This window comes from Cryobacterium sp. Y11, from assembly GCF_002929535.1.
In the GTDB taxonomy this organism is placed as follows: domain Bacteria; phylum Actinomycetota; class Actinomycetes; order Actinomycetales; family Microbacteriaceae; genus Cryobacterium.
The window spans coordinates 158,977-183,779 of the sequence record NZ_PJJO01000055.1; the positions used below are offsets into that span (position 1 = coordinate 158,977).

Annotated in this window: 25 protein-coding genes and 1 tRNA gene; 10 read left to right on the forward strand and 16 right to left on the reverse strand. The window is 63.0% G+C overall.

Annotated features, from left to right (window positions below):
• Nucleotides 1-41 precede the first annotated feature (41 nt).
• Both CXY75_RS08985 and CXY75_RS08990 read left to right on the forward strand, forming a co-directional pair.
• Complete coding sequence (locus CXY75_RS08985) at nucleotides 42-932, forward strand: MFS transporter (RefSeq protein ID WP_104082488.1); 891 nt, start codon at nucleotides 42-44, stop codon at nucleotides 930-932.
• 107 nt (nucleotides 933-1,039) lie between these two features.
• On the forward strand, nucleotides 1,040-2,038 hold the full coding sequence (locus CXY75_RS08990; protein WP_233201820.1) for a multicopper oxidase family protein: 999 nt from the start codon (nucleotides 1,040-1,042) through the stop codon (nucleotides 2,036-2,038).
• A gap of 299 nt (nucleotides 2,039-2,337) precedes the next feature.
• On the opposite strand, the gene CXY75_RS09000 is transcribed toward CXY75_RS08990, so the two are convergent.
• From CXY75_RS09000 to CXY75_RS09025, 6 genes are all read right to left on the reverse strand, one after another.
• A complete protein-coding gene (locus CXY75_RS09000; RefSeq protein ID WP_104082491.1) occupies nucleotides 2,338-2,712 on the reverse strand; it encodes a rhodanese-like domain-containing protein in 375 nt (124 codons plus the stop codon).
• A complete protein-coding gene (locus tag CXY75_RS09005) occupies nucleotides 2,709-3,242 on the reverse strand; it encodes a hypothetical protein (RefSeq protein WP_104082492.1) in 534 nt (177 codons plus the stop codon). Before CXY75_RS09005 ends, CXY75_RS09000 begins: the two co-directional genes overlap by 4 nt.
• The gene (locus tag CXY75_RS09010) at nucleotides 3,232-3,663 is read right to left on the reverse strand and encodes a hypothetical protein (protein WP_233201821.1); all 432 of its coding nucleotides are present in this window, start codon (nucleotides 3,661-3,663) and stop codon (nucleotides 3,232-3,234) included. The genes CXY75_RS09005 and CXY75_RS09010 overlap by 11 nt, the downstream gene beginning before the upstream one ends.
• Before the next feature lie 804 nt (nucleotides 3,664-4,467).
• Nucleotides 4,468-4,890, reverse strand: a complete 423-nt coding sequence (locus CXY75_RS09015; protein WP_104082494.1) for a DUF302 domain-containing protein — start codon at nucleotides 4,888-4,890, stop codon at nucleotides 4,468-4,470.
• A gap of 46 nt (nucleotides 4,891-4,936) precedes the next feature.
• Complete coding sequence (locus tag CXY75_RS09020; RefSeq protein WP_104082495.1) at nucleotides 4,937-6,427, reverse strand: multicopper oxidase family protein; 1,491 nt, start codon at nucleotides 6,425-6,427, stop codon at nucleotides 4,937-4,939.
• The gene (locus tag CXY75_RS09025; protein ID WP_104082496.1) at nucleotides 6,427-6,678 is read right to left on the reverse strand and encodes an SHOCT domain-containing protein; all 252 of its coding nucleotides are present in this window, start codon (nucleotides 6,676-6,678) and stop codon (nucleotides 6,427-6,429) included. The genes CXY75_RS09020 and CXY75_RS09025 overlap by 1 nt, the downstream gene beginning before the upstream one ends.
• A 283-nt stretch (nucleotides 6,679-6,961) precedes the next feature.
• On the opposite strand from CXY75_RS09025, the gene CXY75_RS09030 reads away from it, so the two are divergent.
• Together CXY75_RS09030 and CXY75_RS09035 are read left to right on the forward strand one after the other, a co-directional pair.
• Nucleotides 6,962-7,438 (forward strand): hypothetical protein, encoded by a 477-nt coding sequence (locus CXY75_RS09030; protein WP_146069424.1) that lies wholly within the window; start codon nucleotides 6,962-6,964, stop codon nucleotides 7,436-7,438.
• A gap of 353 nt (nucleotides 7,439-7,791) precedes the next feature.
• Complete coding sequence (locus tag CXY75_RS09035; protein WP_158251165.1) at nucleotides 7,792-8,451, forward strand: M23 family metallopeptidase; 660 nt, start codon at nucleotides 7,792-7,794, stop codon at nucleotides 8,449-8,451.
• Nucleotides 8,452-8,586: 135 nt separating this feature from the next.
• Here the strand turns inward: CXY75_RS09035 and arsA are convergent, their stop codons facing one another.
• Nucleotides 8,587-10,341, reverse strand: coding sequence for an arsenical pump-driving ATPase (gene arsA, locus CXY75_RS09040; RefSeq protein ID WP_104082499.1), 1,755 nt, complete (start codon nucleotides 10,339-10,341; stop codon nucleotides 8,587-8,589).
• 4 nt (nucleotides 10,342-10,345) lie between these two features.
• Nucleotides 10,346-10,735, reverse strand: coding sequence for an arsenite efflux transporter metallochaperone ArsD (gene arsD / locus CXY75_RS09045; protein ID WP_104082500.1), 390 nt, complete (start codon nucleotides 10,733-10,735; stop codon nucleotides 10,346-10,348).
• 270 nt (nucleotides 10,736-11,005) lie between these two features.
• On the opposite strand from arsD, the gene CXY75_RS09050 reads away from it, so the two are divergent.
• From CXY75_RS09050 to CXY75_RS09070, 5 genes are read left to right on the forward strand one after another with little or no spacing between them, the layout of a single operon-like run.
• A complete protein-coding gene (locus CXY75_RS09050) occupies nucleotides 11,006-11,974 on the forward strand; it encodes a PstS family phosphate ABC transporter substrate-binding protein (protein ID WP_104082501.1) in 969 nt (322 codons plus the stop codon).
• A gap of 39 nt (nucleotides 11,975-12,013) precedes the next feature.
• The gene (pstC, locus tag CXY75_RS09055) at nucleotides 12,014-12,967 is read left to right on the forward strand and encodes a phosphate ABC transporter permease subunit PstC (RefSeq protein ID WP_104082502.1); all 954 of its coding nucleotides are present in this window, start codon (nucleotides 12,014-12,016) and stop codon (nucleotides 12,965-12,967) included.
• Nucleotides 12,967-13,881 (forward strand): phosphate ABC transporter permease PstA, encoded by a 915-nt coding sequence (pstA, locus tag CXY75_RS09060; protein WP_104082503.1) that lies wholly within the window; start codon nucleotides 12,967-12,969, stop codon nucleotides 13,879-13,881. Before pstC ends, pstA begins: the two co-directional genes overlap by 1 nt.
• 15 nt (nucleotides 13,882-13,896) lie before the next feature.
• Complete coding sequence (gene pstB, locus CXY75_RS09065) at nucleotides 13,897-14,787, forward strand: phosphate ABC transporter ATP-binding protein PstB (protein WP_104082504.1); 891 nt, start codon at nucleotides 13,897-13,899, stop codon at nucleotides 14,785-14,787.
• Complete coding sequence (locus CXY75_RS09070; RefSeq protein WP_104082505.1) at nucleotides 14,784-15,488, forward strand: winged helix-turn-helix domain-containing protein; 705 nt, start codon at nucleotides 14,784-14,786, stop codon at nucleotides 15,486-15,488. Before pstB ends, CXY75_RS09070 begins: the two co-directional genes overlap by 4 nt.
• On the opposite strand, the gene CXY75_RS09075 is transcribed toward CXY75_RS09070, so the two are convergent.
• The 8 genes from CXY75_RS09075 to topA form a co-directional block, all read right to left on the reverse strand.
• Complete coding sequence (locus CXY75_RS09075) at nucleotides 15,470-16,456, reverse strand: arsenate reductase ArsC (RefSeq protein ID WP_369826706.1); 987 nt, start codon at nucleotides 16,454-16,456, stop codon at nucleotides 15,470-15,472. The genes CXY75_RS09070 and CXY75_RS09075 overlap by 19 nt on opposite strands.
• 3 nt (nucleotides 16,457-16,459) lie before the next feature.
• Entirely contained in the window at nucleotides 16,460-16,789 is a 330-nt protein-coding gene (locus CXY75_RS09080; RefSeq protein ID WP_104082506.1) for a helix-turn-helix transcriptional regulator, read from the reverse strand.
• 113 nt (nucleotides 16,790-16,902) lie between these two features.
• Nucleotides 16,903-16,975: transfer RNA gene (locus CXY75_RS09085), tRNA-Thr, on the reverse strand.
• Nucleotides 16,976-17,020: 45 nt separating this feature from the next.
• Nucleotides 17,021-17,659, reverse strand: a complete 639-nt coding sequence (locus CXY75_RS09090) for a TetR/AcrR family transcriptional regulator (RefSeq protein ID WP_104082507.1) — start codon at nucleotides 17,657-17,659, stop codon at nucleotides 17,021-17,023.
• A 25-nt stretch (nucleotides 17,660-17,684) separates the two neighbouring features.
• Entirely contained in the window at nucleotides 17,685-19,220 is a 1,536-nt protein-coding gene (locus CXY75_RS09095) for an alpha/beta hydrolase (protein WP_233201822.1), read from the reverse strand.
• A gap of 122 nt (nucleotides 19,221-19,342) precedes the next feature.
• The gene (locus CXY75_RS09100; RefSeq protein WP_104082508.1) at nucleotides 19,343-20,560 is read right to left on the reverse strand and encodes a DNA polymerase III subunit delta'; all 1,218 of its coding nucleotides are present in this window, start codon (nucleotides 20,558-20,560) and stop codon (nucleotides 19,343-19,345) included.
• Between the two features lie 140 nt (nucleotides 20,561-20,700).
• Nucleotides 20,701-21,318 carry a dTMP kinase gene (gene tmk / locus CXY75_RS09105; protein ID WP_104082509.1) on the reverse strand — a complete coding sequence of 206 codons (618 nt, stop codon included), beginning with the start codon at nucleotides 21,316-21,318 and terminating at the stop codon, nucleotides 20,701-20,703.
• Nucleotides 21,315-24,284 carry a type I DNA topoisomerase gene (topA, locus tag CXY75_RS09110; RefSeq protein ID WP_104082510.1) on the reverse strand — a complete coding sequence of 990 codons (2,970 nt, stop codon included), beginning with the start codon at nucleotides 24,282-24,284 and terminating at the stop codon, nucleotides 21,315-21,317. Before topA ends, tmk begins: the two co-directional genes overlap by 4 nt.
• Before the next feature lie 207 nt (nucleotides 24,285-24,491).
• Between topA and CXY75_RS09115 the strand changes: the two genes are divergently transcribed.
• Nucleotides 24,492-24,728, forward strand: coding sequence for a hypothetical protein (locus tag CXY75_RS09115; RefSeq protein ID WP_104082511.1), 237 nt, complete (start codon nucleotides 24,492-24,494; stop codon nucleotides 24,726-24,728).
• Nucleotides 24,729-24,803 lie beyond the last annotated feature (75 nt).

Below are 24,803 nucleotides of genomic sequence, written 5' to 3' on the forward strand. Positions count from 1 at the left end.
ACCACGCGGGCAGGTCACCACTGCCCCAAAGGAGATCCCTCATGCTTGAGGTCCTGCGCAACCGAACCTATCGCCGACTGTTCGGCGCGCAGATTGTGGCGCTGATCGGCACCGGACTGCTCACCGTGGCCCTGGGCCTGCTCGCGTTCGATTTGGCCGGCGGCGACGCCGGCATCGTGCTCGGCATCGCACTGACCATCAAGATGCTCGCCTATGTCGGAATCGCCCCGGTCATCTCCGCGCTCACCGCCCATGTACCGCGAAAAACCCTCCTTGTTTCAGCGGATGTGCTCCGCGCGATCGTCGCACTCTCCCTGCCGTTCGTCACCGAGGCCTGGCAGATTTACGTACTCATCTTTGTGCTCCAGGCCGCCTCGACCGGCATGGTCATCGTGAACACCGTCGTACTGGTGCAAAGCCATTTCGGCCGCGCCCAGTCCGACTTTGCGATCGCCCTGGCCTGTTACGGATTCGGGTCGATGCTCGTCGCGCTCGCACTACCGCGGCTGCTCGACCGCTTCGCCGACCGACGCGTCATGCTGCTCGGCTGCACTGTGCTGCCCATTGGGCTCATCGCCCTAGCCCTCGTTATTCTCGCTCCGGCGACCGCCTCGACCTGGTCGAGTCTGCTGGTGATCTGGTTTATCCGTGGCGCCGCCACCGCGCTGATTCTCACCCCGTCGGCCCGCTTGCTGCGCCGTTCTTCCGACGCGTCCACTCGGCCTCCGGTCTTTGCCGCGCAGTTCTCGCTATCCCACGCCTGCTTCATCGTGACCTATCCCCTGGCCGGAGTGCTCAGCGCCCTACTCGGCCTCGCCCCGACAGCCCTCGTGCTGGCCGCGATTGGAATTGCAGCCGCAGTTAGTGCCGCCCGCGTTTGGACTCCGTCAGCACCCACTCGTGACACCGAATCGCCCGCGAGAGAGACCTGAGCAGGTCTGGTCCGTGGGCATTCGGGGCACCGTTCGACCGTCGCCGATTTTGCCGTCCATTCCGAGGCCACTGGGCATGCCACGCACACCGGTTCGTGATGACGTGCATGCTGCTGCTCATCATTGAGGACCCGCGCGAGCCTTTGTTGTACGACCAGGAATGGGTGATCATGCTCGACGACTGGCTCGACGGCATCACCGGCACGCCCGAAGAGGCTCTGGACGAACTATCCATGGGCATGGACATGTCCGGAATGGATATGCCCATGACGCACATGCTTATGGGCGCTACCAGCACCTACCTCGGCGGTGACGCCGGGGATGTGGGCATGCCCGCTCACCTATTGAACGGGCGGGCCGAGCAGGATGCTGAGGTATTTCAGAGCCGGCCGGGCAACCGTATTCGTTTGCGGATCATCAATGCGGCCGGAGACACCGCTTACCGGGTCGGGGTGCCGGGGCAGAAGATAACGCTGACGCACACGGACGGGTTTCCGGTTCAACACGAAGATGTCGACGCGGTTGTGCTCGGCATAAGCGAACGCATCGATGCGATCCCCACCGTTCAGGACGGATACACGCCCCTTCTGGCCCTTCCAGAAGGGAAGGACGGCCGCGCCTACGGCCTGATCAGCACCGGCAGCGGCACGGCCCCGGACGCCGCCACACTTCTGTCAATCCTGGATGGCACAGCCACCGACGGAGGCCGCCTGACAGCAGACGAATCCGTGCTCCTCGCCGCCAAGACGCCCGACCGCATCCACACCATGCGTCTAACGGGCAGCATGGGAAAGTATGACTGGAGCATCAATGGGCGACGCTTCGACATGACGAAGCCGTTTGCGGGCGCCTTTGACATCAGTCTGGATGAACGCGTTCAGGTCAAGATGGTCAATGACACCAGCATGTGGCACCCCATGCACCTGCACGGACACAGCTTTCAACTGGCCAACAACGGCGCGCGCAAGGACACCGTCATTGTTCGCCCGAAAGAAACCGTTACGTTCGAATTCGACGCCGACAATCCGGGACAGTGGATTACCCACTGCCACAACGCGTACCACGCCGCACAAAGCATGATCGGTTTGTTCTCCTATGTAAGGTAGTGCGCGGCATTGATCACCCGGTCAGATATCCCAACCAAAAGGTGCGCGGTGCCGCGAACGGGGCGGGTGTCATCAAGTCGGGGCAACCGCCGGGTGGTGTGCGTCAACCACGGCGAAGAAGATCGCTTTGGACCGGTTTACAGCTTGTTTGCGGCAGTTGAGGCCTCTGGGATGAGGCAGCGCAGTGAGTTGATCCGGTGTGAGATCCGTGTCGACGCGCGGATTGCGGACCGGCTCGACCTGCCCCGAGACGCCCCGTTGGTCAATAGTTAGTCAAGCTGAAGGTGGACAGAGGAAACTTATTTGTCGACGACGATGGCCAGTCCGGTGGCGGCGGACGCGTCCGTGATGCCACCCGCATCGGTCAGCGTGGTGAATCCGAGGTCGGCCATGCGGGTGACGGCTGCAGCCGACCGGTTTCCGGTGGCGCAGTAGACGATGTAGTCCCCGTCGATCGGCAGCGCCGCGATCAGTGTGTCGAAGTCCGTGGATTGCACGTCTATATTGATGGCGTCCTGCAGGTGTCCATCGACATACTCTGCTGCGGTGCGCACATCGATGATGACCGTACTGGAGGAGACCGCGATGGAGGGCGCCGCGGCGGGGCTCGCGCAGGCGACCATGCTGAGCAGTGCCGCCATGGCGATTGTGATGGCGGTGAGTGTTTTCTTCATGGCTGGGTGTCCTGACGGGTGCGTGACGCGGGTGGCAGTGTGATCGGCTCGGGGGCGACCTTCCGGGAGCGTGGGAACAAGGGCGTGCAAGTGGTGCAGACCTCGCCCTCAGTGGACTGTGACGATTCGCTGCGGGTGGAGGCTCGGCGTTCGCTGGCCAGTCGTTCACGCAGGGCCCAAATCACCAGGGTGAGGGCGGCGGCGGCCAGGATCGGGCGAGCAGCAACGCTCACGACCGGGTCGAGGGAGCGGGCTTCGGTGGTCAGATAGAGTGCGATCAGACCCAGAACTGGCCACCGTGTGTCACAGAGAGTTGCGCCAGCGCCGATGGGGGTGCCGATATAACTGGCGACGATCAAGCCGATCACGCTCGCTCCGAGCGCGGTGGCCGCGACCGTCCACCACAGCGCATTGCCTGCGCCGCCTACCAGAGGTGCGTAGCCGGTGGCAAGAGCAGTGAACGCGGCTGCGGCAACGAAGGCCACAATCATCCAGCGTCGCGCGGGCCAGACTCGGAGGTCAGTGAACACGATCCAAAGCCTCCACCTCAGCATCGGCCCGAGCGGGGAGCTGGCAAGAATTTTCTCGAGTCATGCGCGCATAGAAAGCCCAGCCCAGCAAGACGATCGACGCGGCGGCCAGATACGGCTGGATCGGCTCGAAAAATTGCATCGCTCCGGTTGTTCCGAGGGCGAGGAGAACCAATTTGTTACACACGGGGCACCCCACCGCGAAGAACGTCACCAGCCAGCCAGCCATGCCCACCCGTCCAGCCGCCCTACTAGGCGGGGCGCCTTCCGGGTGAGCCACATAGGTGGCGGTGACCAGACCCGTTAAGACCGCGCTGAGGATGAGCACCGGCCACGACCAGTCGGTCGGCGGAATCTCTCGCGAAAAAAGTGGCGTGTCGATCAGATCGGTCGGTACCGCGATGAAGACTATCGTGAACACTGCCGTCGCTAGGGCAACCCACCACCGACGAGAGGGCCAGCGACGCAGGTCCCCAAGAAGTTCCGTCAGCACGAGGCCCCGTGTCACACGCCGTGATGATCTGCCGCTGGCCGCATCGGTTCGTTGGTTATGCATTCGGTGTGTCCTCGTCTCCTGTTTCAGCATGCAGTGTTTGTTGCCGTACCGCGTCCCTTGATACCCTAAGGGGTATCTCGCCGGGTTTCCTGAACGCAGCCAGTCTCGAAGAGCTCACTACCGGCGTCGAGAATCTCAACAGGGACGACGTGCGCGCCAGTATCGCCGCCCGCTGAACTGCGCGCCCCCGCGAAATAGCTTCGCAGTAGAACCACAGGCTCCGCACGCTGTCATCACTTCGCGAACAATACTCCCTGGGGTATAATTGAATGATTAGTTCACCGTTACGAATGGAGATCCTTTATGTGTCGTGCCGTAACGTGCAAAGTATGCCAAAAAACAACGTGGGCGGGCTGCGGTCAGCACATTGATCAGGTAATGCGAGGCGTGCCACGCAACCAACAATGCGTCGGGCACGTCAAAGAAAAATCGACCGGATCATTCTGGTCCCGGCTACTCGGACGCTAACGCCGGCACCCGCTCCGTTTCGTGTTGAAGCCTGCCAGCGCCGGGCAGGGCGCCAACCGGACCACCTGCGCGACTAAGTGCCTGACGATTGGCCGGGGTGAGGTCATCCTCGTGCGGGGGCCCGGCATGGGCGCAGCCCGCGTGTCAGAAAAGAGTGCCAGTTGGCGTTGCGGCGCACGGACTTCGCGAACCTGCTGCGTGCTACGCGCTGCTGTTTTCTCCGTGCAGCGCGGCTAACGCAGCGAGAAGACGTTCATCGGCTTGATCAGCAACGTTCTGTATCCCCGGGGAATTACTTAACTGGACCATGGTTTGTGGGTTGATAGCTTGAACCGTGGTGGTGCTCGCTGACGGGCTGCGGCGAATGACGACGTTGCACGGAAGCAGCAATCCCATGTCGGGCTCTGCTATCAGTGCCTGCTCGGCGAGGGCCGGGTTGCAGGCACCCAGGATCAGGTAGTCGCCCAGATTGTGTGCGCTTTCCACGCCGAGTTTCTTTTCAAAGGTCGCGTGGACGTCGATTTCGGAAAGAACGCCAAATCCCTGGTTGGCCAGTTCTTCCCGCACTCTGGAGACGGCTTCTTCGTAAGGCAGCGAGACGGTGACGGTGTGTGCGTAGTTCATTGGTTTCTCCTGATCCATTTTCTTGAATTGATCATGGCGGCTGGCGTCAGTTTGCGGTGACAACTCCCATCATTCCGCTATCTTCGTGGTCAAGGATGTGGCAGTGGTACACGGTACGTCCGCTGAAGTCGTCAAACGCAATGCGCACGCGCACGGTGCTGCGTGCCGGGATGTTCACGACATCTTGCCACATGATGTTTTTGACGGGCTGGCCTGACTGTTCGATGATCTGCATCGGCCACACGTGCAGGTGCACGGGGTGATCGAGCGGACTGGTATTTGTGAGCAACCATTCTTCCACGCTGTCGAATTGCACGGTCGTGTCGACCCGGGTGGCATCGAATACCTGGCCGTTGATTGTGGCTGACATCATGCCGCCACCCATACCACCATTCATGTCTCCACTCATGTTCCCGCCCATTCCCATCGCGAAGATCAACTCGCGTCGGGCGGTTACGGTAGCCGTGCGTAGGTCACGCGGAACGGGCTGTCCAGGTATGGCGGCGACGGTCGCGACGTCGTCACCGGCCACGATAAAGGAGGCCAGCGCGATGACGTCGGCGGCAGTAAAGCTTTCGCGTCCCATCATCATTCCGCCGGACCTGCCTCGATCGTAGGTATGGGCCCGCAGTACGGAGGTACCGGCTGTGCCGGTGACGAGAAGGTCTGCCCGGTTTCCGGGGGCCAGCACGACCTCGTTCACTTCCTGCGCGGCTTCGAAACGTCCGGAGTCGATTCCGAGAAGGGACAGCTGCTGCCCGTCGAGGCGCAGCCGCAGGTAGCGAGACACGCAGGCATTGACAATGCGCCATCGCTCCCGTTCGCCAGGGCGGGCAGTCATGCTGGGGGTGAGTTGTCCGTTGACCAGGACGAGGTCTCCTTCTCGTCCTGACATTTTCTCCATCGATGTGCCCGACGGAATTGTTCCTGTGGAATCAAGGGTGATGTCGGAAATGACGAGGACGCGCTCCCGGCTGGCAGGAATGGGGTCGGGGTCTTCGACAATGATGGCGCCATAGAGCCCACCAAATACCTGATCGGCCACGAAACCATGGTGATGCGGGTGATACCAGTACACGCCCGGCGGATGATTGACGGGCAGTTCGTACTGGTAATCAAAGGAGTCGCCGGCTGCGACGGTGACGAACATGTTGTCGCCGTTGTTCTCGGGTGAGACGTGGAGGCCGTGTACGTGCAGGTTGCTCGGGTCTGCCAGACCATTGCGCAGGCTCACGCTGAGGGTATCTCCCGCTCGAACGCGCAGTGTGGGGCCGGGCACGCCACCGTTGTAACTCAGCGCACGCACATCACGACCAGCGATGGTCACCTGTTGAGGTGACGACTCGAGGTCAACGGCAAGGGCGCCACTGACGCTGCGTATCTCTGCAGGCTCGATGAGGTCGCTCCCGGACGGTGTTGTCGGTGACGTGCCTGACGAGAGGCGCTGATTGACGAAGAAACCTGTTCCGCCTACAGCCGTGGCCGCAATCCCCACCCCGCCGAGGATCAGGGCGCTACGGCGACTGAGGGCGGGCACTACCGCCCCTCCTCAAGCACCCGCAACTGATCACGCAGCTGCTCAGCAGTGATCTCCCCCCGAGCGAAACGCTCCTGAAGAATTTGTCTGGCACCGGCCGAATCAGCTTGCCTCGGAGCAGTTCTCCCATCATCGCTCCCGGATTTGTTCGACAGTAACCGAACAATGACATAAATGAGCACGGCGACACCTGCAATAGCCAACAGGCCAAAGCCCCAGGACCATCCCATATTTCCGTTACCCCACATCATCTGATTTGCTTCCTTTCGTTTTTTAAACCGTACCTACAACATACCCCTAGAGGTATAAATTGTGGCGTGGTGCCACCCTTTCACAGTTGCCGCGCACCGGCTCGACGACTCACACAACACTCAAATAGCTTGCCGACACCTGTGTTTACGGAACCAAACATGACTGAGAGACGCGGACCAGGTGCGGCATCCGCTATGCTCCCTTGGCGCGTTACAGCGGGCGCTCCAGCCCTTGTTCAGGTTTCAATGCCGCCGGTAAGTTATTCTGCTGACGGCACCCTTTGTGGTCAGCTTGCTGACTGGTGGCAATAATGGAGGTGACATGACGCTGGATCGAACCGCTCGCCGCAAGGTGGCGCCGATCACACCGTCAACCTTCGTCGCGGTACTTGCTCTTGTTGTTATGCTCATCGGTATTTTCGCGATCCATTCAGAAGCCACCGGGCATGACATGCGCACTTCTGTTGTCATGTCGTCAGCAGCGGCTGGTCCGCTCGACGCGACTATCGATACGGCAGTCCTTGCTATAGTGCCCGTTTTGATGTCTTCAGTCGCTCACGACGGATCATTGAATTGCGCCCTGCTCGCTTTGGCCTGTGTTCTGTTACTCACCCTCGTCGCCTTGATCGGTCTGACTCATCGGCCAGCCGTGTATCGTCGACTTCTCGATGCCGGTGGCGTCGTGCTCGGTCTTTTGCGCACGATCGCTTTATCAATTTATCGGCCCAGCCTCACTCGTCTTTCGATCAGTCGCGTTTAGACCGTGCTGCCGTTTTCGAAGCCAGAACTGGCTTTGGAAACTTCGCTGTGCCCACGGCTAAACGTACCGACGGCTAGATGCTGTTCCGAGATCTGATTCACCTGCAAGGACGATGTACATGCACTCCGCACAATTTTCTGTACTACCCACTTTTCACCTCCTGGTCGCCCGTGGATAGCGCCGGTCACGTCGCTACGGCACCTGAGGTCGCCGGTACGCAAGCGCTCCTGTCACGTCGCGACCTGCGTGCGCTGGAACAACGTGTCGCCGCACAGCGATCGAATCCGCCTGCACCGGCACGATCCGTGCCGAAACGAGCGTCAATCCGCCAGCGTGCCGCCGCCGGTGGTGCAATGGCGTTGATCGCCCTGTTCGCCATCAGCACGTCCCTGCCCGCTCTCGCCGTCAACCCGGAAACGGCTCAGGCATCGGTAACGACCACGGCCCAGACCGACAAGTTGCAAACTGTCAGCACGTCCAGCGCTGCAGCGGTGCATATTGATCGCGATGGGTTCACCGTCACCGACGCGCCGGAGCCTACGTCGTACACGACGAGTGCAAGCAACGGAGCGTGGTCCAGCCTCGTGCCCAGCCAGCTGAGCGATCAAGGATGGGCGTTGCCCGTCCTGGGCAGAATTACGAGCCCGTTCGGTCCACGACCGAACAAGCCCGTTGATGGTGTCGGCGATTACCACAACGGGACCGATATTGCCGCTCCGTGCGGCCGGCCCGTCTTCGCCGCGACCGGAGGAAAAGTTGTCGACGCGGGCTATCAGGGCTCCTACGGCAAGTGGGTTCTCATCGACCATGGCAATGGCGTTGAGACCGGGTATGCCCACAACAGCAAACTGCTCGTCGATGCCGGGCAGCTGGTCGTCGCTGGCGAAATTATTGCAGTCGTCGGCACGACGGGCGCATCCAGCGGCTGCCACGTGCACTTTGAAACGCTGGTCAACGGCGCACGCGTAAATCCGCAATCATTCATGAGCTCTCGAGGAGTCACCCTGGGCTAAATTCGTCATGCCCTACCGCGTTACTTGGGTGCTGTCAGTGCCGCTCATCGCGACCCAGCGGAGCAGTCATCCGCTACGAAACGACGTGGATGCGGGATTGCGGCCGATGCGCGGGCTGTAGCGGCCAGAATCCGCTCAGACGGGTAACGGCGCCAGCGCGGTGAGCGATTTGAGCCGCTCGACGCCGATCGGTTCCTCGGCGAGCAGTGGCACGATTGCGACCCGCGCAGCGGCGGCGCATACCTTCGTGATCTGGGCGGCTTCGTTGGCCGCGCGCGCCTGCAAAAACGGCGTCTCGGGCTGCGCAGCGGCGATGGAATTGTTGACCACCCAGCCCCAGGGCGCAATTCCGGCGCGTTGCAGATCGTGTTGCAGGCCCTCAGCCTCGAGCACCGGCGTCGTCTCGGCGAGCGTGACCAACAACACCTTGGTCAGGGCCGGATCCTGCAGCCGCATCAACGGCGTCACGAACGCCATGCCCTCCCCCATCTGTCGTGCGATTTCACGATGGTACGACCCGGTGGCATCCAGCAGCAACAGGGTGTGGCCGGTCGGAGCGGTATCGACGACGACAAATTCGTGCCGTGACTCGTGCACGGCCTGGGAGAACTGCCGGAACACCGCAACCTCCTCGGTGCATGGCGAGCGCAGGTCTTCGGCCAGGGCGGCCCGACCATCGTCGTCGAGATTCTTGCCTTGGGTAGCCAGCACGTGATCGCGATATTCGCGAATCGCCTTGGCCGGGTCGATGCGCGAAACGCGTAGCCCCGGCAGGCTCCCGTGCAGGGTGTCGACCAGGTGCGCCGCCGGGTCGGTCGTGGTCAGGTGCACGGCGTGGCCGCGCTCGGCCAGAGCAACGGCAAGCGCCGCAGCGATCGTGGTCTTGCCGACGCCGCCCTTGCCCATGCAAAGAATTAGGCCGTGACCAGCCTGTTCCAGCTCGTCGACGAAATGGCCAAGCGGCGCCTCCGGCACGTCGACCGACGTATGCGGTGCTGGAGCAGCGCTGCTGGCCTGAAACAGGGTGCGCAGCGCATCAATGCCCATCATGTTGCCGGCTTTGAGCTCGAGCACGTCGCGCGGCAGACCAGCCAGGCCTGCGGGGACAGCCTCCAGCGCCGCCGACTCCCGGTTGCGCACCGCCGTCGCTATCGTTTCGGTTCCCGCGCCGGCCGCCAGCACCCCATTAATAACGACGTAGCCGCCGTCAATACCGATCTGCGCCAGCTCACCACGGGTGCGATCAATCTCGCTCAAAGCGGATGCCTGCGCGCGCGCCACCAGCACCAGCCGGGTGTGTGCGGGGTCGGCCAGCGCGGCGACCGCAGCGGCATACACCGCCTTGTGTTTCTCCAGCCCCGACAACGGCCCGAGGCAGGACGGATCGCCCTTACCGGCTTCGAGAAAGTCGGTCCAGGAGCCGGGCAGCTGCAGCAGGCGAATCGTATGCCCAGTCGGCGCGGTGTCGAAGACGATGTGGTCGTACGTCGTGAGCAGGCTGTCATCGGTGAGCAGATTCGTGAACTCGTCGAACGAGGCGACCTCGGTCGTGCAGGAGCCGGATAGACCCTCGGCAATGCTCACGAGCTCGCGCTCCGGCAGGAGCCCTCGAACCGGGGCGATAATGCGTTCACGATAGGCATCCGCTGCCTGCTCCGGGTCGATTTCCAGCGCACTGAGACCGGCAACTGCGTCAATCGGAGTAATCGTGTTGCCGATCGTAAGACCGAAAACCTGCCCAATGTTGGAGGCCGGGTCGGTACTCACCAGCAATACGCGGCGACCCCGGGCAGCCAGCTCGATGGCCGAAGCGCAGGCAACGGATGTCTTCCCAACGCCGCCCTTACCGGTGAAGAACAGAAAACGGGGCGGGTTGCGCAAGAACTTCATGGCGTTAGCAGCAGCCGGTTGCGCCGCCGCAGCATCCGCTTGCAGATGTGTCGGTCAAGCCGAGCTGGGGGCGGTCGGTCGGCGCTACGCCTGCGAGGCCGGCGAAGGCGAGCAGCTGGGATTTCGTGGGGTAGGCCCCCGTCGCAACGGTGACCCCATCGACGACGGTGAGCGGCAGCCCGACAGAACCGACGACGTGCATGTAGGCGCGCACGGCCTCATCCGTGGTGAAAGCAAGCGGGTCACTGGCCAGATTGTGACGCTGAATGTCGGCGCCCTGGTCCTTCAGGCTGCGCACGGTTGCGGTCAGCTCAACGAGGGACTGGTCGACATCGACACCACACACCCCGGTATCGCAACACAATGCCGGCTCATAGATTCGGATGGCAGCCATATCGATCTCCCTAATAACTTTCGTAGCACTCACTATATCGATCTGTATCAATGTAGCACTTCACCCATTTGGTCCAAAAATTCATGGCTGGCGAAATCGTGCCCGGCAGACCACGGCCAAACACATAGATATCCATCTATGGACACGCTCCGGTCGACTAGTGTTCACCCGGTGTTCATATAGACCAACTTCTATAGATCGAGTCGGCCGTCGGTCGATAATCACAGTTCACGTTCGGCGCACCCAGCCGATAAGGAAAGGACCACGACAGTGTCCCTGCTTTCATTCAAGACCGCCAGCATCAGCGCCGGCGTCCTTGCAGCAGCACTATTCTTGACCGCCTGTGGCGGCCAGCTCGCCAACACAAGCTCCGACCCGGCCGACGGGCTGTCCGGTTCGGTCACCATCGACGGCTCATCTACCGTCGCCCCGCTCAGCGAGGCAGCAGCCGACATGTACCGCGATGTCGAGGCTGACGTCAACGTCACCGTCGCGACGTCCGGAACGGGTGGCGGTTTCAAGGCATTCTGTGCCGGCGAAACCGACATCTCAGATGCCTCGCGCCCGATCAAGGACGAAGAAGCCGCCACGTGCGCTGAAGCAGGCATCGAATACACCGAGATCGTCATCGCCAATGACGGACTCTCCGTGGTCGTGAACCCCGAGAACGACTGGGCTTCCTGCCTCACCGTTGAGCAGCTGAACACCATCTGGGCTCCGGAATCCGAAGGAACGATCACCAGCTGGAACCAGGTTGACGCCTCGTTCCCCGACGAGCCGCTCGTGCTCTTCGGCGCCGGTACTGACTCAGGCACCTTCGACTACTTCATCGATGCTATCAACGGCGAAGAAGGCGCCATCCGCGCCGACTACAGCCCCTCCGAGGATGACAACATCACCATCCAGGGTGTCCAGGGCGACACGGGCGCTATGGGATTCTTTGGCTTGAGCTATGTCGAAGAGAACCCGGACGCAATCACGGCACTCGAGATTGACGGCGGCGAAGGCTGCATCTACCCGACCAAGGAGACCGTGCAGGACAGCACGTATCAGCCGCTCGGCCGTGGACTGTTCCTCTACGTCAACGACGCGAATTACGCCGACAAGGCGCAGCTGCGCTCGTTCGTCGACTTCTACCTCGAGAACTCGGATGCCGTCGCCGAGGCCGCGCTGTACATCCCCCTGACCGCCGACCAGAAGAGCACCGCGACAGCGGAACTCGCCTCCCTCGTCGGCTAGTCACAGCGCACACTGATTCAAGAAGGAGATTGTGCGTACATGAGCACACTCACCCCCGTCGGCGGTCCGGCTCTTGTGCCGGGCCGCCCCGCGGTGTCCCTGCGGTCTACCCGACCGCGCCACGGAGAAGCGTTCATGCGGCTTCTCCTGCGCTTCGCCGCCATTGTGACCATCATCATCACCGCCGGCATCCTGATTGCCCTTCTGGTTCCCTCCGTAGAGTTCTTTCGCACCGTCTCGGTGTTTGAATTTCTTTTCGGCGATCGTTGGGCTCCCCGCTTCGCTGACGCCTCGTTCGGCGTTTGGCCCCTCGTCACCGCCACCGCCTGGACCTCCGGCATCGCCCTGTTGGTCGCCATTCCGCTGGGGCTGGGCGCGGCAGTTTTCCTGTCCGAGTACGCCAGGCCTGGCCTGCGCAAGGTGTTGAAGCCCGTCCTGGAAATTTTGGCCGGCATTCCCACCGTCGTGTTTGGTCTCTTCGCCCTGCAATTCGTGCAGGCCACTCTCTTTCGTGACTGGTTCGACCTCGACACGGGCGCCTTCAGCGTTCTCGCCGCCGGGCTGGTCATGGGCGTCATGATCGTGCCGACCATCGCCTCGATCAGTGAAGATGCCATGTCGGCCGTGCCGCTGAGCATGCGCCAGGGCTCGGCAGCACTTGGCGCCAACCGCATGCAAACCACCGTACGCGTCGTCTTTCCCGCCGCCCTGTCTGGCATCATCGCCGCGATCGTGCTCGGTGTCTCCCGCGCCGTGGGAGAAACCATGATCGTCGCCATTGCCGCCGGCGGGCAGGCCCGCATCGTGACGGGGCCGCTCGAACAGGGTCAAACAATGACCGGGTTTATCGCCAACGCCGCACTCGGTGACTCACGAGTTGGGTCGCTCGAATACGACACCCTCTTCGCCGTTGGCCTGCTGCTGTTTCTCGTGACCTTGCTGTTCAACTTCATCAGCATCCGCTTCGTACGCCGTTTTCGGGAGATCTACTGATGACATTGCTCACCACCGGCCTGGGTGCTCACATTCGTAGCGCCAGCATCCGCGGAAAAGTCCAGGGCGGAGAACACAGCGCCCGCTCGGTACTCTTTCTCATCGCGCTCTGGCTCTGCCTGTTTGTCGCGTTCGGCGTGCTCCTGACGCTCATCATCACGACACTCATCGACGGGTCCTCGCGGCTCGACTCACGTCTCGTGACCGAGTATCCCGCATCCGCTCCAGAACGGGCCGGATTTCGACCTGCGATTCTCGGCTCCATCTGGGTGATCGGCGTCACTGCCGTGCTGACCATCCCTCTCGGCGTGGCCGCGGCCGTGCACCTGGAAGAATTCGCCGATCGCACGAAGTGGTTCAATCGCGTGATCGAACTCAACGTGCAAAACCTGGCCGCAGTACCCTCGATCGTCTATGGCCTGCTTGCCCTCGGTTTTCTCGCGCTACTGGGTGTACAAAACAAGAACATCGTTATCGGCGGCGCCTTGGCCCTTGGGCTGCTCGTGTTACCGGTCATCATCATCTCCACCAGGGAAGCGTTACGGGCTGTTCCCCTCGAAATTCGTCAAGGGTCACTGGCACTCGGTGCGACACCGCTGCAAACCGTGTGGCGGCAAACTCTGCCAGCATCGATACCCGGCATCGCGACCGGCGCCATTTTGGGTTTGTCCCGCGCCCTCGGCGAGGCCGCTCCGCTGCTCATTCTCGGCGCGCTGGTATTTGTCAGTTTCGACCCGAATGGGCTACTCAGTGGGTACACCACGATGCCGATCCAAATTTTCAACTGGACGTCACGGCCGCAGGCCGAGTTCCACGAGCTGGCATCAGCCGGAAGTATCTTGCTGCTCCTGATTCTGCTCGCCATGAACGGGCTCGCCATCTTTATTCGCAACCGTTACCAGCAGCGCTGGTAGCTAGACAGGACCCCCATGACGACGAACACACGCGCTGCCAGCTACACCACGGGTAGCAATCACACGCCCACCATCCAATTTCCGGCCGAACACGCCCATCGCAGCAACGGACTGCCCGATGTACCCAACGCCATCATCGAGTGCACAAACGTCAACGTGTATTACAACGATTTTCGCGCTGTCACGGGCGTTGACCTTGCATTTGGCTCGAAAGAAATCACGGCGCTTATCGGCCCGTCCGGCTGCGGTAAGTCAACCCTGCTCCGCTCACTCAACCGGATGAACGACCTCATCGACGGAGCCCGCGTCGAAGGTACGGTCACTTTTCAGGGCGAAGACATCTACCACAAGGAAGTCGACGCCATCGAGGTGCGGCGCCGAATTGGGATGGTCTTTCAAAAGCCCAACCCGTTCCCCAAGTCGATCTACGACAACATCGCCTACGGCCCCCGAGTAATCGGTATGAAGGCATCAAACATGGATGATCTAGTGGAGGAGGCCCTCACCAGGGCTGCCCTCTGGACCGAGGTGAAAGACAAGCTCAAGCAATCCGCTTTCGGCCTCTCGGGCGGGCAGCAGCAGCGCCTCTGCATCGCCCGCACCATCGCCGTCAAGCCCGACGTGATCCTGATGGATGAACCCTGCTCCTCGCTTGACCCCATTGCCACATCGCGCATTGAAGACCTCATGTATGAGCTGCGCGAGGATTACACGATCATCATCGTCACCCACAACATGCAACAGGCCGCCCGCGTGGCCGATCGCACCGCGTTCTTCACGGCCCTAGCCAGCGAAGAATCCGGCGACCGCACCGGTCTCCTGGTGGAATTCGACCGCACCAAGAAGATCTTCGAGAGCCCGGCCGATCAGCGCACCGAAGACTACATCTCGGGTCGATTCGGATGACCCTCGTCGTTGAAACTCCAACCTGGCCGCTGCACGTGCTGGTCATCGACTCCCCCACACCGCTGCACCGTGGCAGCCCGGCCGAATTTCGCCGACGTGGCATCTCGCTCAGTCGATCGGTCAGCGGATTCGCGGCCCTACGAATGCTGGCGCACGAACCAGACTCGGTCGTCGTGGCCCCGACCGATATGACCGATATGGCCGTGCTCGATTTCATCGAAATTGTCGTTGAACTCGCCCACGCACCCGTTCTGATCGGCCTGACCGCCACTCTGCCAGACGGACTCGTCGCCGAGGGCCTCAGCCGCGGCGCGGCTGGTCTGGTCGCGCTTCCGCTGACACCGTCGCGTCTCGCATCCGCTGTGGGGCCGATGCGGCGCGGTCATGACCATGCGCCAGACGTGGAGCTGACCTGTGGTCGGCTCGTGCTCAACGCGGCAGAACACCGAGTGCTCGTGCGCGGCGTTGAGGTGAATTTCTCGCCGAAGGAATTCGAGGTTCTGCAGTACCTCATGCTCGGTTTTCCCAAGCTGGTGTCCCTCGATGAACTCGTGCGCAACTTCGCGGACGGAGATCCCACACACGCTATTCGCGTTCGAATCACCGTGTCGCGCATTCGCACGAAGTTTGCGCTCGCAGCGCCCGGCCTTCCGCCGATCATCGAGACAATTCGCGGGATCGGCTACCGGATCGCCGGCTGAACGCCCGGCCCCATCTCGGCCAAAAGTGCGTGTACTCGCGCGCTGATCTCATCACGAATGAGCCGCACCTCTTCCAGAGACTTGCCAACGGGATCCTCCAGATCCCAGTCCATGTAGCGGCGCCCGGGATAGATCGGGCAGGCATCGCCGCAGCCCATGGTGATGACATAGTCGGCGGCCTGCACAACCTCTTCGGTCAACGGTTTCGGAAACTCGGTCGCCAGCGGAATACCGATTTCGTCGAGGGCTTCAACGACGATCGAATTCACTGCCGCCGCCGGGGCTGATCCTGCCGTGCGCACGTGCACGGTATCGCCGGCAAGCTGGCGAAGAATGGCGGCAGCCATCTGCGATCGCCCGGCGTTCTGCACGCACACAAAGAGCACTTCGGGTGTGCCGCGGAGGACCAGACCTTCCACCGTTGCTAGCGCGCTGAGTCGGTCGGTGGCAAATTTGGCCGTCAGTGACGGCAGAAATCGAACGATCTGGGCACGTTCGGCGAGGAGTGAATAGCTTTCGGTGACATAGCGCGCCACGGTCTCCTGCGAGAACGTTGAGCTGAACCGGTAGGACAAATCATCGACTATTCGCGCGATCACGCCGGGAACAGCATCCGTTTGGGTGGGCGCGGTCACTGCGCTCTTCTGCTCTGTCTCGCTCGGCCCCGGCGAAGCCAGCAGGCGTCCGAAGCAAACCCAGGCATCTGCGGTCAACTGGTACTGACCACGAAGGTCCGAGGCCAGGAGGCCAACGGCAGCCAAATCCAAGAGCGCACCGCTGACCGTCGCGGCAGGCAAGACGAGGGCGCTAGCGAGCCAATTTTGGGAGTGCGGGGACTCGGGCGTCGCTGCAATCAAACTCAGCAACCTGAGCGTGACCGGGTCGGTGAGCGCGCTGATCTGGTGGGCGCGAGCGCGGGCCGCTTCCGGGTCGAGCGGGCGGCCAATCGTGCGGGGAACTTTAGACACGTGTCACCTCAGAAGATCGAGTATGGCGGATTTGCGACTGGTGGCAATGGAATGCCAGACCTGGCGCCCGCGCTGCTCCCGCACCAGGAGACCGTCGTCGACGAGGATGCGCAGGTGATGGGTGATCGTCGGCTGGGTCATCCCGAGCGTTTTCGCGAGATCGCCCACGGTCACCTCGCCCGATTGTGCGCCGGCGATCATGCTCAACAGCTGGAGCCGGGTGGGATCCGCCACCGCACGCAGGGTGCGCGCCAACAGCTCAGCGGACGTGCGGTCAAGTGGCATGACCGACTGCGCTGCGAATGCGTCGTCGTGACGAGCGGATGAGGGCATGCAATCAGTCTATGGGCGTGCCCCGACTCGGATTTCAGCGAGCTCACGACAGGGTCCAGCCTCAACCCAGCCGATGCCTGGCTTCCCTTCTCAACGTCGGGAAGCACGTAGGGAGCCGCCTGTCAGAATCGAACTGACGACCTTCTCATTACGAGTGAGATGCTCTACCAACTGAGCTAAGGCGGCGTTACCAGAATGCCCATAAGGCACGCGGTGACACAGCAGCCAAGCCTAGTCGTTTCTGCGGGTCATTCTGTACATCTCGGCGAATGAGGCGTTCACGAGCTTCGACAGTGGGCGCGCACCGTCACCCTCTGCCCAGCACCGCCACGCATGGCGGATCGCAGCGACGGCCACGAGTGTGAATAACAGGGCGCGCTGAGTCAACTCGACCCGGTCGCCGGCGAGAGCGGGAGCATCCGCTCTGAAACGTCTCTCAATGACCTGCTGCAACTGGTCTTCGAAGTCGCACAGGGTGGCCATGCGCATGCCGAACAGGTAGGAACTCTCTTTCATGACCGTGTAGCGGAGCTGATGAATTTCGCGATCGGCTTCGGTGCGCTCGAGGCTCTTGGAGAGCAGCACGGCCAGGTCATCGAGCACGTCGCCGTCTGGGCCACCGGCGACAAAACGCTCGATATCTTCAGCGGATGCCATTCCTGCCGCGTCCCCGATCAAGGCGGCATCTTTCGAGGGGAAGTAGTTGAAGAACGTGCGCGGTGAGACGTTGGCGACTCGGCTGATGTCCTCGACCGTGACGTGCTCGATGCCGCGCTCGCGCGACAGGGTCAGCACGGCGTGTTGGATAGCGCGCCGAGTGGCGAGGCGCTTGCGCTCGCGCAATCCGGGCGCTTCAGCTTCGAGAGACATGGGCCAATTGTTTCACAGCCCTGAGTTAGCACTGTGGGTCGGCGGCCGGAACTACCCCGTCGACTAGGTAGGAGTCCACGGCGTCATTCACGCAGGAGTTCGACTTGTTGTATGCGGTGTGGCCCTCTCCGGTATAAGTCACGAGGGTGCCACGCTCCAGTTGTTTGGCCAGTTGCTGCGCCCAAACGTAGGGGGTCGCTGGGTCATTGGTCGTGCCCACCACCAGAATCGGTGCGGCTCCGGCGGCGTGAATCTGGGTGCGTTCCCCGGTGAATGTATAGGGCCAGTTGGCACAGCCGATGTCGCCGAAACTCATGAACGGGCCGATCACGGGAGCCGCAGCCTCAAGTTCGGCGGCCTGCGCGCGCATCGCTGTCGGGTCGGCGTTGTAGGGATAGTCGATGCAGTTAATGGCCATGAATGCCTCGGTGGAGTTGTCGGTGTAGTTGCCATCGGCATCACGACCGTTGTACGCGTCAGCGAATTGGAACGCAGCGTCGGCGTTGCCGTGCAGAACGGTGTCGAACATGATGCTCAGCTGCGGCCACGCGGTGGCCTGATAGAGCGGATAGATGATCGCCGTGAGCAGGGCGTTACCGCCGAGCTGACGCCCATCCGCCGCCGTGATCGGGCTGACATCAACGGATGCCAGCAGCGCGCCAATCGTCGTCATCGCGCCCTCGACACTCCCGCGGAACGGGCAGTCCGCTCCCGCAATGCAGTCGGTGAGGTAGGAGCGCAGGGCGTTTTCGAAGCCGACGGCTTGAGTCTTGGTCACCTCAAAATTGCTCGTCGACGGGTCGACGGCACCGTCGAGCACAAAGCGGCCGACCATGTCGGGGTACAGCTCGGCGTAAGTGGCCCCGAGAAAGGTGCCGTAGGAGTATCCGAGGTAGTTCAGTTTCGTGTCGCCGAGCACCGCACGTAGCAGGTCGAGGTCGCGGGCGGCACTGACGGTGTCGACCGTTCCGAGCAACGGCCCGGTTTTCTCCGCACACGCGGTCGCGAAGGCGTCGGACGAGGCGGCGAGCTCAGCGATCCAGGCATCCGTACCGCGCTTGGCCGTGGTCAAACCATAGAGATACTCGTCCATCTGGGCCGAGTCGTAGCAGGCAACGGCCGAGGACCGGCCAACCCCGCGCGGGTCGAAACCGACGACATCGAAGCTCTCCTGCAGTTTTTCGTCGGTGGCGTAGTTGAGGGAATCCTTGATGAAGTCGTAGCCGGATCCGCCCGGGCCGCCGGGGTTCACCAGCAGCGATCCGATGCGGTCGCCTCCGGTGGCGACGTGGCGAATCAGCGCGAGCGAGATATCACCGGCGCCCGGATCGGTGTAGTCGAGCGGCGCGGAGGCTTCGGTGCACTGCATGCCGTCGCCGCAGTCCTTCCACTGCAATATCTGGCTGTAGAACGGGTCGAGCGCGTCGGCAACCTGCTCGCCGGTGGGGGTGGACTGGGCGGGGCCGGCATCCGTCGCAAACCAGGCGGCGCATCCGCTCAGAATGAGCGTGAGGGCCAGGGCTGCTGCCGTGGTACTGATGGCACGAATGCTGCGGTTCAACGGGGTCCTCTTTTTCGTGGCGAAGCGGATGCTGCCGCTCACGTTACCGAAAGCGGCTGGGAGTCAGTGTTTCGGTGTCACTGTTTTCGGTGTCACTGTGGGCGGCGTCACTGTGGGCGGCGTCACTGTGGGCGGCGGATCGCCGAGACGAGCATCGCCTCGAGGGCAAGGGCCGGTGCGACGTTGCCCTGGATGCGCTGCCGGGCGAGCGCGATGGCATCCATGGTGGCGACGGTGGCTTCTGGAGCGCTGGCCGCGCTCGCTGTACGCAGTTCGGCGAGCAGTTCGAGGTTGATCACGGCTTGTTGCCGGCCGAGCTGCATCATGCAGACGTCCCGGTAGAGCGAGGCGAGGTCGACCAGAATACGGTCGATTCCATCGCGCAGGCTGCGCACCGCGCGCCGCTTCTGGTCGTCTTCGAGGGCCTTGATCTGACTGCGCAGCCCCGGAGGAACCGACTGCCCGGCCTCGACCCCGAGCGAGCGCAGCATACCGTCTCGCTCGGCGGCATCCAGCTCGATCGTGATGGCCTTGGCGTCGTCACCGGCGATCGCGAGTAACCGGGCAGCCGCGTTGACGGCAGCAGACACCGAGCGGATGCCGAGGGCCGTTCGCAGCGTTTCCTCACGCCGGGCCCGCGCGTCGGCGTTGGTGGCGAGCCTCCGCGCCATGCCAATGTGACTCTGGGCGAGCCGGGCGCTGCTGGAGGCAATGACGGGGTCGACGCCGTTGCGGCGCACCAGCAGATCGGCGACGTCGGCGACGCTCGGAACGCGCAGGCGCACGGTGCGCACGCGTGAACGGATGGTGGGGAGCAGGTCGGCCTCGCTGGGGGCGCACAGAATCCAGACCGTTCGTTCTGGTGGTTCTTCGAGGGCCTTCAACAACACGTTCGAGGTGCGCTCGACCATGCGGTCGGCGTCTTCGACGACGACAACCCGGTAGCGACCCACCGACGGCGAGTACTGCGAGCGGGCGACGGCTTCCTTGACGGATTCCATCTTGATGATGACGCCCTCGGTGCTGAGAACACTGAGGTCGGGGTGCGTGCGGGCCTCCACCTGGCGGGCGGCGGCGAGGTCGCCGTCTGGCGTGCCGGGGCTCAGCAGCGCCGCAGCAAAGGCGAAGGCGAGGTTGGATCGGCCAGAACCGGGCGGTCCGGTGATCAGCCAGGCATGAGTCATCGAGGCGGACTCGGCGCTGCCGGTATCGGTCGTCGCGGCCTCCATTGTGGTGCCGGTATCGGAGTCGGAGCTGCTTGCGGACGGCACGCGTTGCGCCGCCGCCCGGAAGATGGCGATCGCATCGGCCTGTCCCGTTAGGTTGTCCCACACTGCCATGAGTCAAGGGTAACCCGCCCCACCGACACGCCCGCGCGCCCGCGCGCCCGCGCCAGTCTCCTGGCGGTCGGGGCCCGGGCCCCGTCCACGGGCCCAGTTTATAAACTAGGCCCAGGTTTCTAAGCTGGGCCCGGAAATAGTTAGAGAAGCGGGGCCACCCGGGCGCGGATGGTGGCGGCGATCTCGGCGGCGGGGGCGGCGGCATCCACGACCAAGAAGCGCGCGGGCTCGGCGGCGGCGAGCTCGAGAAAAGCGACCCGCACGCGGGCGTGAAAATCGTTCTTCTCGGCCTCGAGGCGGTCGAAGACCTTGTCGTCGGCGTCGAGGCGGGCCCGGGCGACGCGCGAATCGAGGTCGAGCAGCACGGTCAAATCGGGCAGCAGCCCCTCGGCCGCCCAGAGCGAGAGGTCACGCACCTCGGTGGCACCGAGCACGCGGCCGGCTCCCTGATAGGCAACGGATGAGTCCAGGTAGCGGTCCTGCACAATCACCTCGCCGCGGGCGAGCGCCGGTCGCAACTTCGTGCCAACGTGCTGGGCCCGGTCGGCCGCGTACAGCAACGCCTCGGCGCGCGGATCAACCTCGCCGCGGTGGTGCAGCACGATCTCGCGGATCCGGGCGCCGACATCCGTTCCCCCGGGCTCACGGGTGCGCACGACCGTGCGACCCCGCTCCTCGAGCCAATCGGTGAGCAGTTGCGCCTGCGTGGTTTTGCCCGCTCCGTCGCCGCCCTCGAGGGTGATGAAGAGGCCGGTCACGGCGCAGTTGCCGAACCGGCAGCCTTCTTCACGGTCGGCTTCTTCACCGCAACCTTCTTGGCCGGCGCCGCGATCGTGCCGGCAGCCGCAGCCTTCGCAGCCGCAGTGGCAGCCCGGGTCGCGGCCGCCTTCTTCGCCGTGGCAGCCTTCGCCGCAGCGGTCGGCACCTTGCGCACGGCCGGCTTCTTCACGACGGCCTTCTTGACCGGAGCCTTCTTCGCCCGCGGCGCAGCCGGGCCCTTCGCCCGCTTGTCCGCGAGCAACTGCACGGCCCGCTCGAAGTCGATCTCCTCGATATCCTCCGACTTGGGAATCGTCGCGTTGGTGACCCCATCGGTCACGTACGCGCCGAACCGGCCGTCCTTAATCTTGATCGCCTTGCCACTCTCCGGGTCGGGCGCTTCGAATTCCTTCAGGGCACTCGACGCCCGGCGGGCACCATACTTGGGCTGGGCGTACAGCTCGACCGCGCCCGGCAGGTCGATATCGAAGATCTGGTCTTCGCTGGTAAGCGACCGGGTATCGATACCCTTCTTCAGGTACGGACCGAATTTGCCGTTCTGGGCCAGAATCTCGGTGCCGGTCTCCGGGTCGAGCCCGACCATGCGCGGCAGGGCGAGCAGGCGCAGCGCGGTTTCCAGGTCGACCGTGGCCAGATCCATCGACTTGAAAATGGATGCTGTGCGCGGCTTGTCAGCAGCGGCTACATTTTTTACCGCCGGCTTACGCTTAGGCTTGGCGACCGTGACCTCGCCGGTGGCAGGATCGATAGTTTCCACGGGGGCGACCACGACGACCGGAGCAACCGGTTCGGCCGGAGCCGGCGCGAGCTCGGTGACGTATGGCCCGAAGCGGCCATCCTTGGCGACGATCTCCTTGCCGTTTTCCGGGTTCAGTCCGATGACGCGGTCGATGACGACCGGGGCGTCGATCAATTCGCGGGCCTTGGTCGCGGTCAATTCGTCGGGAGCGAGTTCCGGCGGAATGTTCACCCGGCGGGGCGGGGCATCCGCTTCAGCATCAGGGTCGATGACCTCGAGGTATGGACCGTATTTGCCGATGCGCAGGGTGATGTCGTCGCTGATGGTGACCGAGTTGATCACGCGCGGGTCGATCTCACCGAGGTTATCGATGACCTGGCGGAGGCCCCGGTGCTTGTCGCTGCCGAAGTAGAAGCTGGTCAGCCAGTCGAGACGGTTGGCTTCGCCGCCGGCGATGCGGTCGAGGTCGTCCTCCATCTCGGCGGTGAAGTCGTATTCGACCAGGTCGCCGAAGAATTCTTCGAGCAGGCGCACGACCGAGAACGCGATCCAGTTGGGAACGAGCGACTGGCCGCGCGGCGTGACATAGCCACGCTCGGTGATGGTCGAGATGATCGACGCGAACGTAGACGGGCGGCCGATGCCGAGCTCTTCGAGCTTCTTGACCAGGCTGGCCTCGGTGTAGCGGGCGGCCGGGGTGGTCTCGTGACCCTTGGCCTCGAGGCTCTGAAGCACTAGCTTCTGGCCCTCTTCGAGCGGCGGCAACTTCGACTCGGTCGCAACGGCCTCCGCGTTGCGCTCCTCGTCCTTGGACTCCTCGTAGGCGAGCATGAAGCCACGAAAGGTGATGACGGTTCCACTAGCGGAGAATTCGGCGAGCGCGCCCGACGCCGAAGCGTGCTCCGACGCGCCGGTCGGACCGGCCGCGATGGCCACCGAGGCGGTCGAGCCGGTGGCGTCCTTCATCTGCGATGCGACGGTGCGCTTCCAGATCAGGTCGTAAAGCTTAAAGTCGTTGCCGCGCAGGCTCGATGCCAGCGAAGCCGGGGTGCGGAAGGTATCACCGGACGGGCGGATAGCCTCGTGCGCCTCCTGCGCATTCTTACTCTTACCCTTGTAAGCGCGCGGGGCATCCGGAACCGTTTCGGCACCGTACAAGGCTGCAGCCTGCTTGCGAGCGGCCGTGAGGGCCTGTTGCCCAAGCGATGGTGAGTCGGTACGCATATACGTGATGTAGCCGTTTTCGTACAGCGACTGCGCAACGCTCATGGTCTGGCGGGCCGTGAAGCGCAGCTTGCGCGCCGCTTCCTGCTGCAGGGTCGAGGTCGTGAACGGCGCGGCTGGGCTGCGACGGTACGGCTTGGAGGTGACTTTGGTGACCTCGAGCTTCACGCCGGGGCTTTTGAGCGCGATCGTCAGCGCGTTTGCAGCGGATGCGTCGAGGGTGACCGCCTTCACGTTCGGCTTGAATGCCCCGGAATCGTCAAAGTCGCCACCGGTGGCGATGCGCTCGCCGTTTAGCCGCACGAGTTTCGCGTCAAAGGCCTGGTCGGTTTCTGAAGCGGATGCCGCCAGTCGCGCCAGCAGATCCCAGTAGCCGGCCGAGACGAACGCGAGGCGTTCCTTCTCCCGATCGACGACGAGGCGGGTCGCGGCGCTTTGCACGCGACCAGCGGACAGGCCGGGACCAACCTTGCGCCACAGCACCGGGGAAATTTCGTAGCCATAGATGCGGTCGAGGATGCGCCGGGTCTCCTGCGCGTCGACGAGGGCGGTGTCGAGGTCGCGGGTGTTGTCCTTGGCGGCCAGGATGGCGTCCTTGGTGATCTCGTGGAACACCATGCGCTTGACCGGAACCTTGGGCTGCAGCACCTGCAGCAGGTGCCAGGCGATGGCCTCGCCCTCGCGGTCCTCATCAGTTGCGAGCAAGAGTTCGTTCGCATTCTTGAGGGCACGCTTGAGTTCGCTGACGGTCTTCTTCTTGGCGTCGGAGACGACGTAGTACGGTTCGAAACCGTTCTCGACATCGACCGAGAATCGGCCGAGCGCACCCTTTTTCAGCTCCGGCGGCAGGTTTTTCGGCTCGATCAGATCGCGAATGTGACCGACCGAAGACAAAACCTCGTAGCCGTCGCCGAGATACGCGGCAATCGACTTCATCTTGGTCGGTGATTCAACAATGACCAGCTTCTTAGTGCCTGGCACCAGACTCCTCTTTATACGTAGTGGCCACATAACGGGCCAAGGCACACCATACACACTGGAATGGAGTGCCCGCCTCAGGTTCGGGCGCGGCGCGGCGCGTCTCGCTGGCATGCACGCCGCTCCCAGCCCTCATTCAGCTCGCTCTGGACGAGAGACCGGCCGCGGGTAAACCCTTGCCGTTTCGCTACCGGCGTGCAGAATAGTCCTATGGGTACAATGACGGCCACATACACCGCGAAGATGACGGACGGCCCCCTTCAGGGCAAGACAATCACGACAACCTTCCTCGACTCGGGTGATCCGCAGCCGCGCATTGAGATTCCCGCCGACGCCGGCAAACGCTATCTCTATGCGCGCGGCTCCGGCTTGGAGTTTGAGGGTTCCGACGCCTCTGGTCGCCCCAGCGCTGTTGAGTACCGGTACCTCGAGGCTCTGCTCTCTTAAGTCACTCTGGCCCGCAAGTCACTCTGGCCCGCAAGTCACTCTGGCCCATAAGTCACTCTGGCCCGTGTTCTCGAG

What these genes read in the sequence shown, in the direction of transcription:
- CXY75_RS08985 (WP_104082488.1), top strand. Translation starts at nt 42, where the DNA reads ATGCTTGAGGTCCTGCGCAACCGAACCTATCGCCGACTGTTCGGCGCG.
- CXY75_RS08990 (WP_233201820.1), top strand. Translation starts at nt 1,040, where the DNA reads ATGCTGCTGCTCATCATTGAGGACCCGCGCGAGCCTTTGTTGTACGAC.
- CXY75_RS09000 (WP_104082491.1), bottom strand. Translation starts at nt 2,712, where the DNA reads ATGAAGAAAACACTCACCGCCATCACAATCGCCATGGCGGCACTGCTC.
- CXY75_RS09015 (WP_104082494.1), bottom strand. Translation starts at nt 4,890, where the DNA reads ATGAACTACGCACACACCGTCACCGTCTCGCTGCCTTACGAAGAAGCC.
- CXY75_RS09025 (WP_104082496.1), bottom strand. Translation starts at nt 6,678, where the DNA reads ATGATGTGGGGTAACGGAAATATGGGATGGTCCTGGGGCTTTGGCCTG.
- CXY75_RS09035 (WP_158251165.1), top strand. Translation starts at nt 7,792, where the DNA reads ATGGCGTTGATCGCCCTGTTCGCCATCAGCACGTCCCTGCCCGCTCTC.
- arsA (WP_104082499.1), bottom strand. Translation starts at nt 10,341, where the DNA reads ATGAAGTTCTTGCGCAACCCGCCCCGTTTTCTGTTCTTCACCGGTAAG.
- arsD (WP_104082500.1), bottom strand. Translation starts at nt 10,735, where the DNA reads ATGGCTGCCATCCGAATCTATGAGCCGGCATTGTGTTGCGATACCGGG.
- pstC (WP_104082502.1), top strand. Translation starts at nt 12,014, where the DNA reads ATGAGCACACTCACCCCCGTCGGCGGTCCGGCTCTTGTGCCGGGCCGC.
- pstA (WP_104082503.1), top strand. Translation starts at nt 12,967, where the DNA reads ATGACATTGCTCACCACCGGCCTGGGTGCTCACATTCGTAGCGCCAGC.
- pstB (WP_104082504.1), top strand. Translation starts at nt 13,897, where the DNA reads ATGACGACGAACACACGCGCTGCCAGCTACACCACGGGTAGCAATCAC.
- CXY75_RS09070 (WP_104082505.1), top strand. Translation starts at nt 14,784, where the DNA reads ATGACCCTCGTCGTTGAAACTCCAACCTGGCCGCTGCACGTGCTGGTC.
- CXY75_RS09080 (WP_104082506.1), bottom strand. Translation starts at nt 16,789, where the DNA reads ATGCCCTCATCCGCTCGTCACGACGACGCATTCGCAGCGCAGTCGGTC.
- CXY75_RS09090 (WP_104082507.1), bottom strand. Translation starts at nt 17,659, where the DNA reads ATGTCTCTCGAAGCTGAAGCGCCCGGATTGCGCGAGCGCAAGCGCCTC.
- CXY75_RS09100 (WP_104082508.1), bottom strand. Translation starts at nt 20,560, where the DNA reads ATGGCAGTGTGGGACAACCTAACGGGACAGGCCGATGCGATCGCCATC.
- CXY75_RS09115 (WP_104082511.1), top strand. Translation starts at nt 24,492, where the DNA reads ATGGGTACAATGACGGCCACATACACCGCGAAGATGACGGACGGCCCC.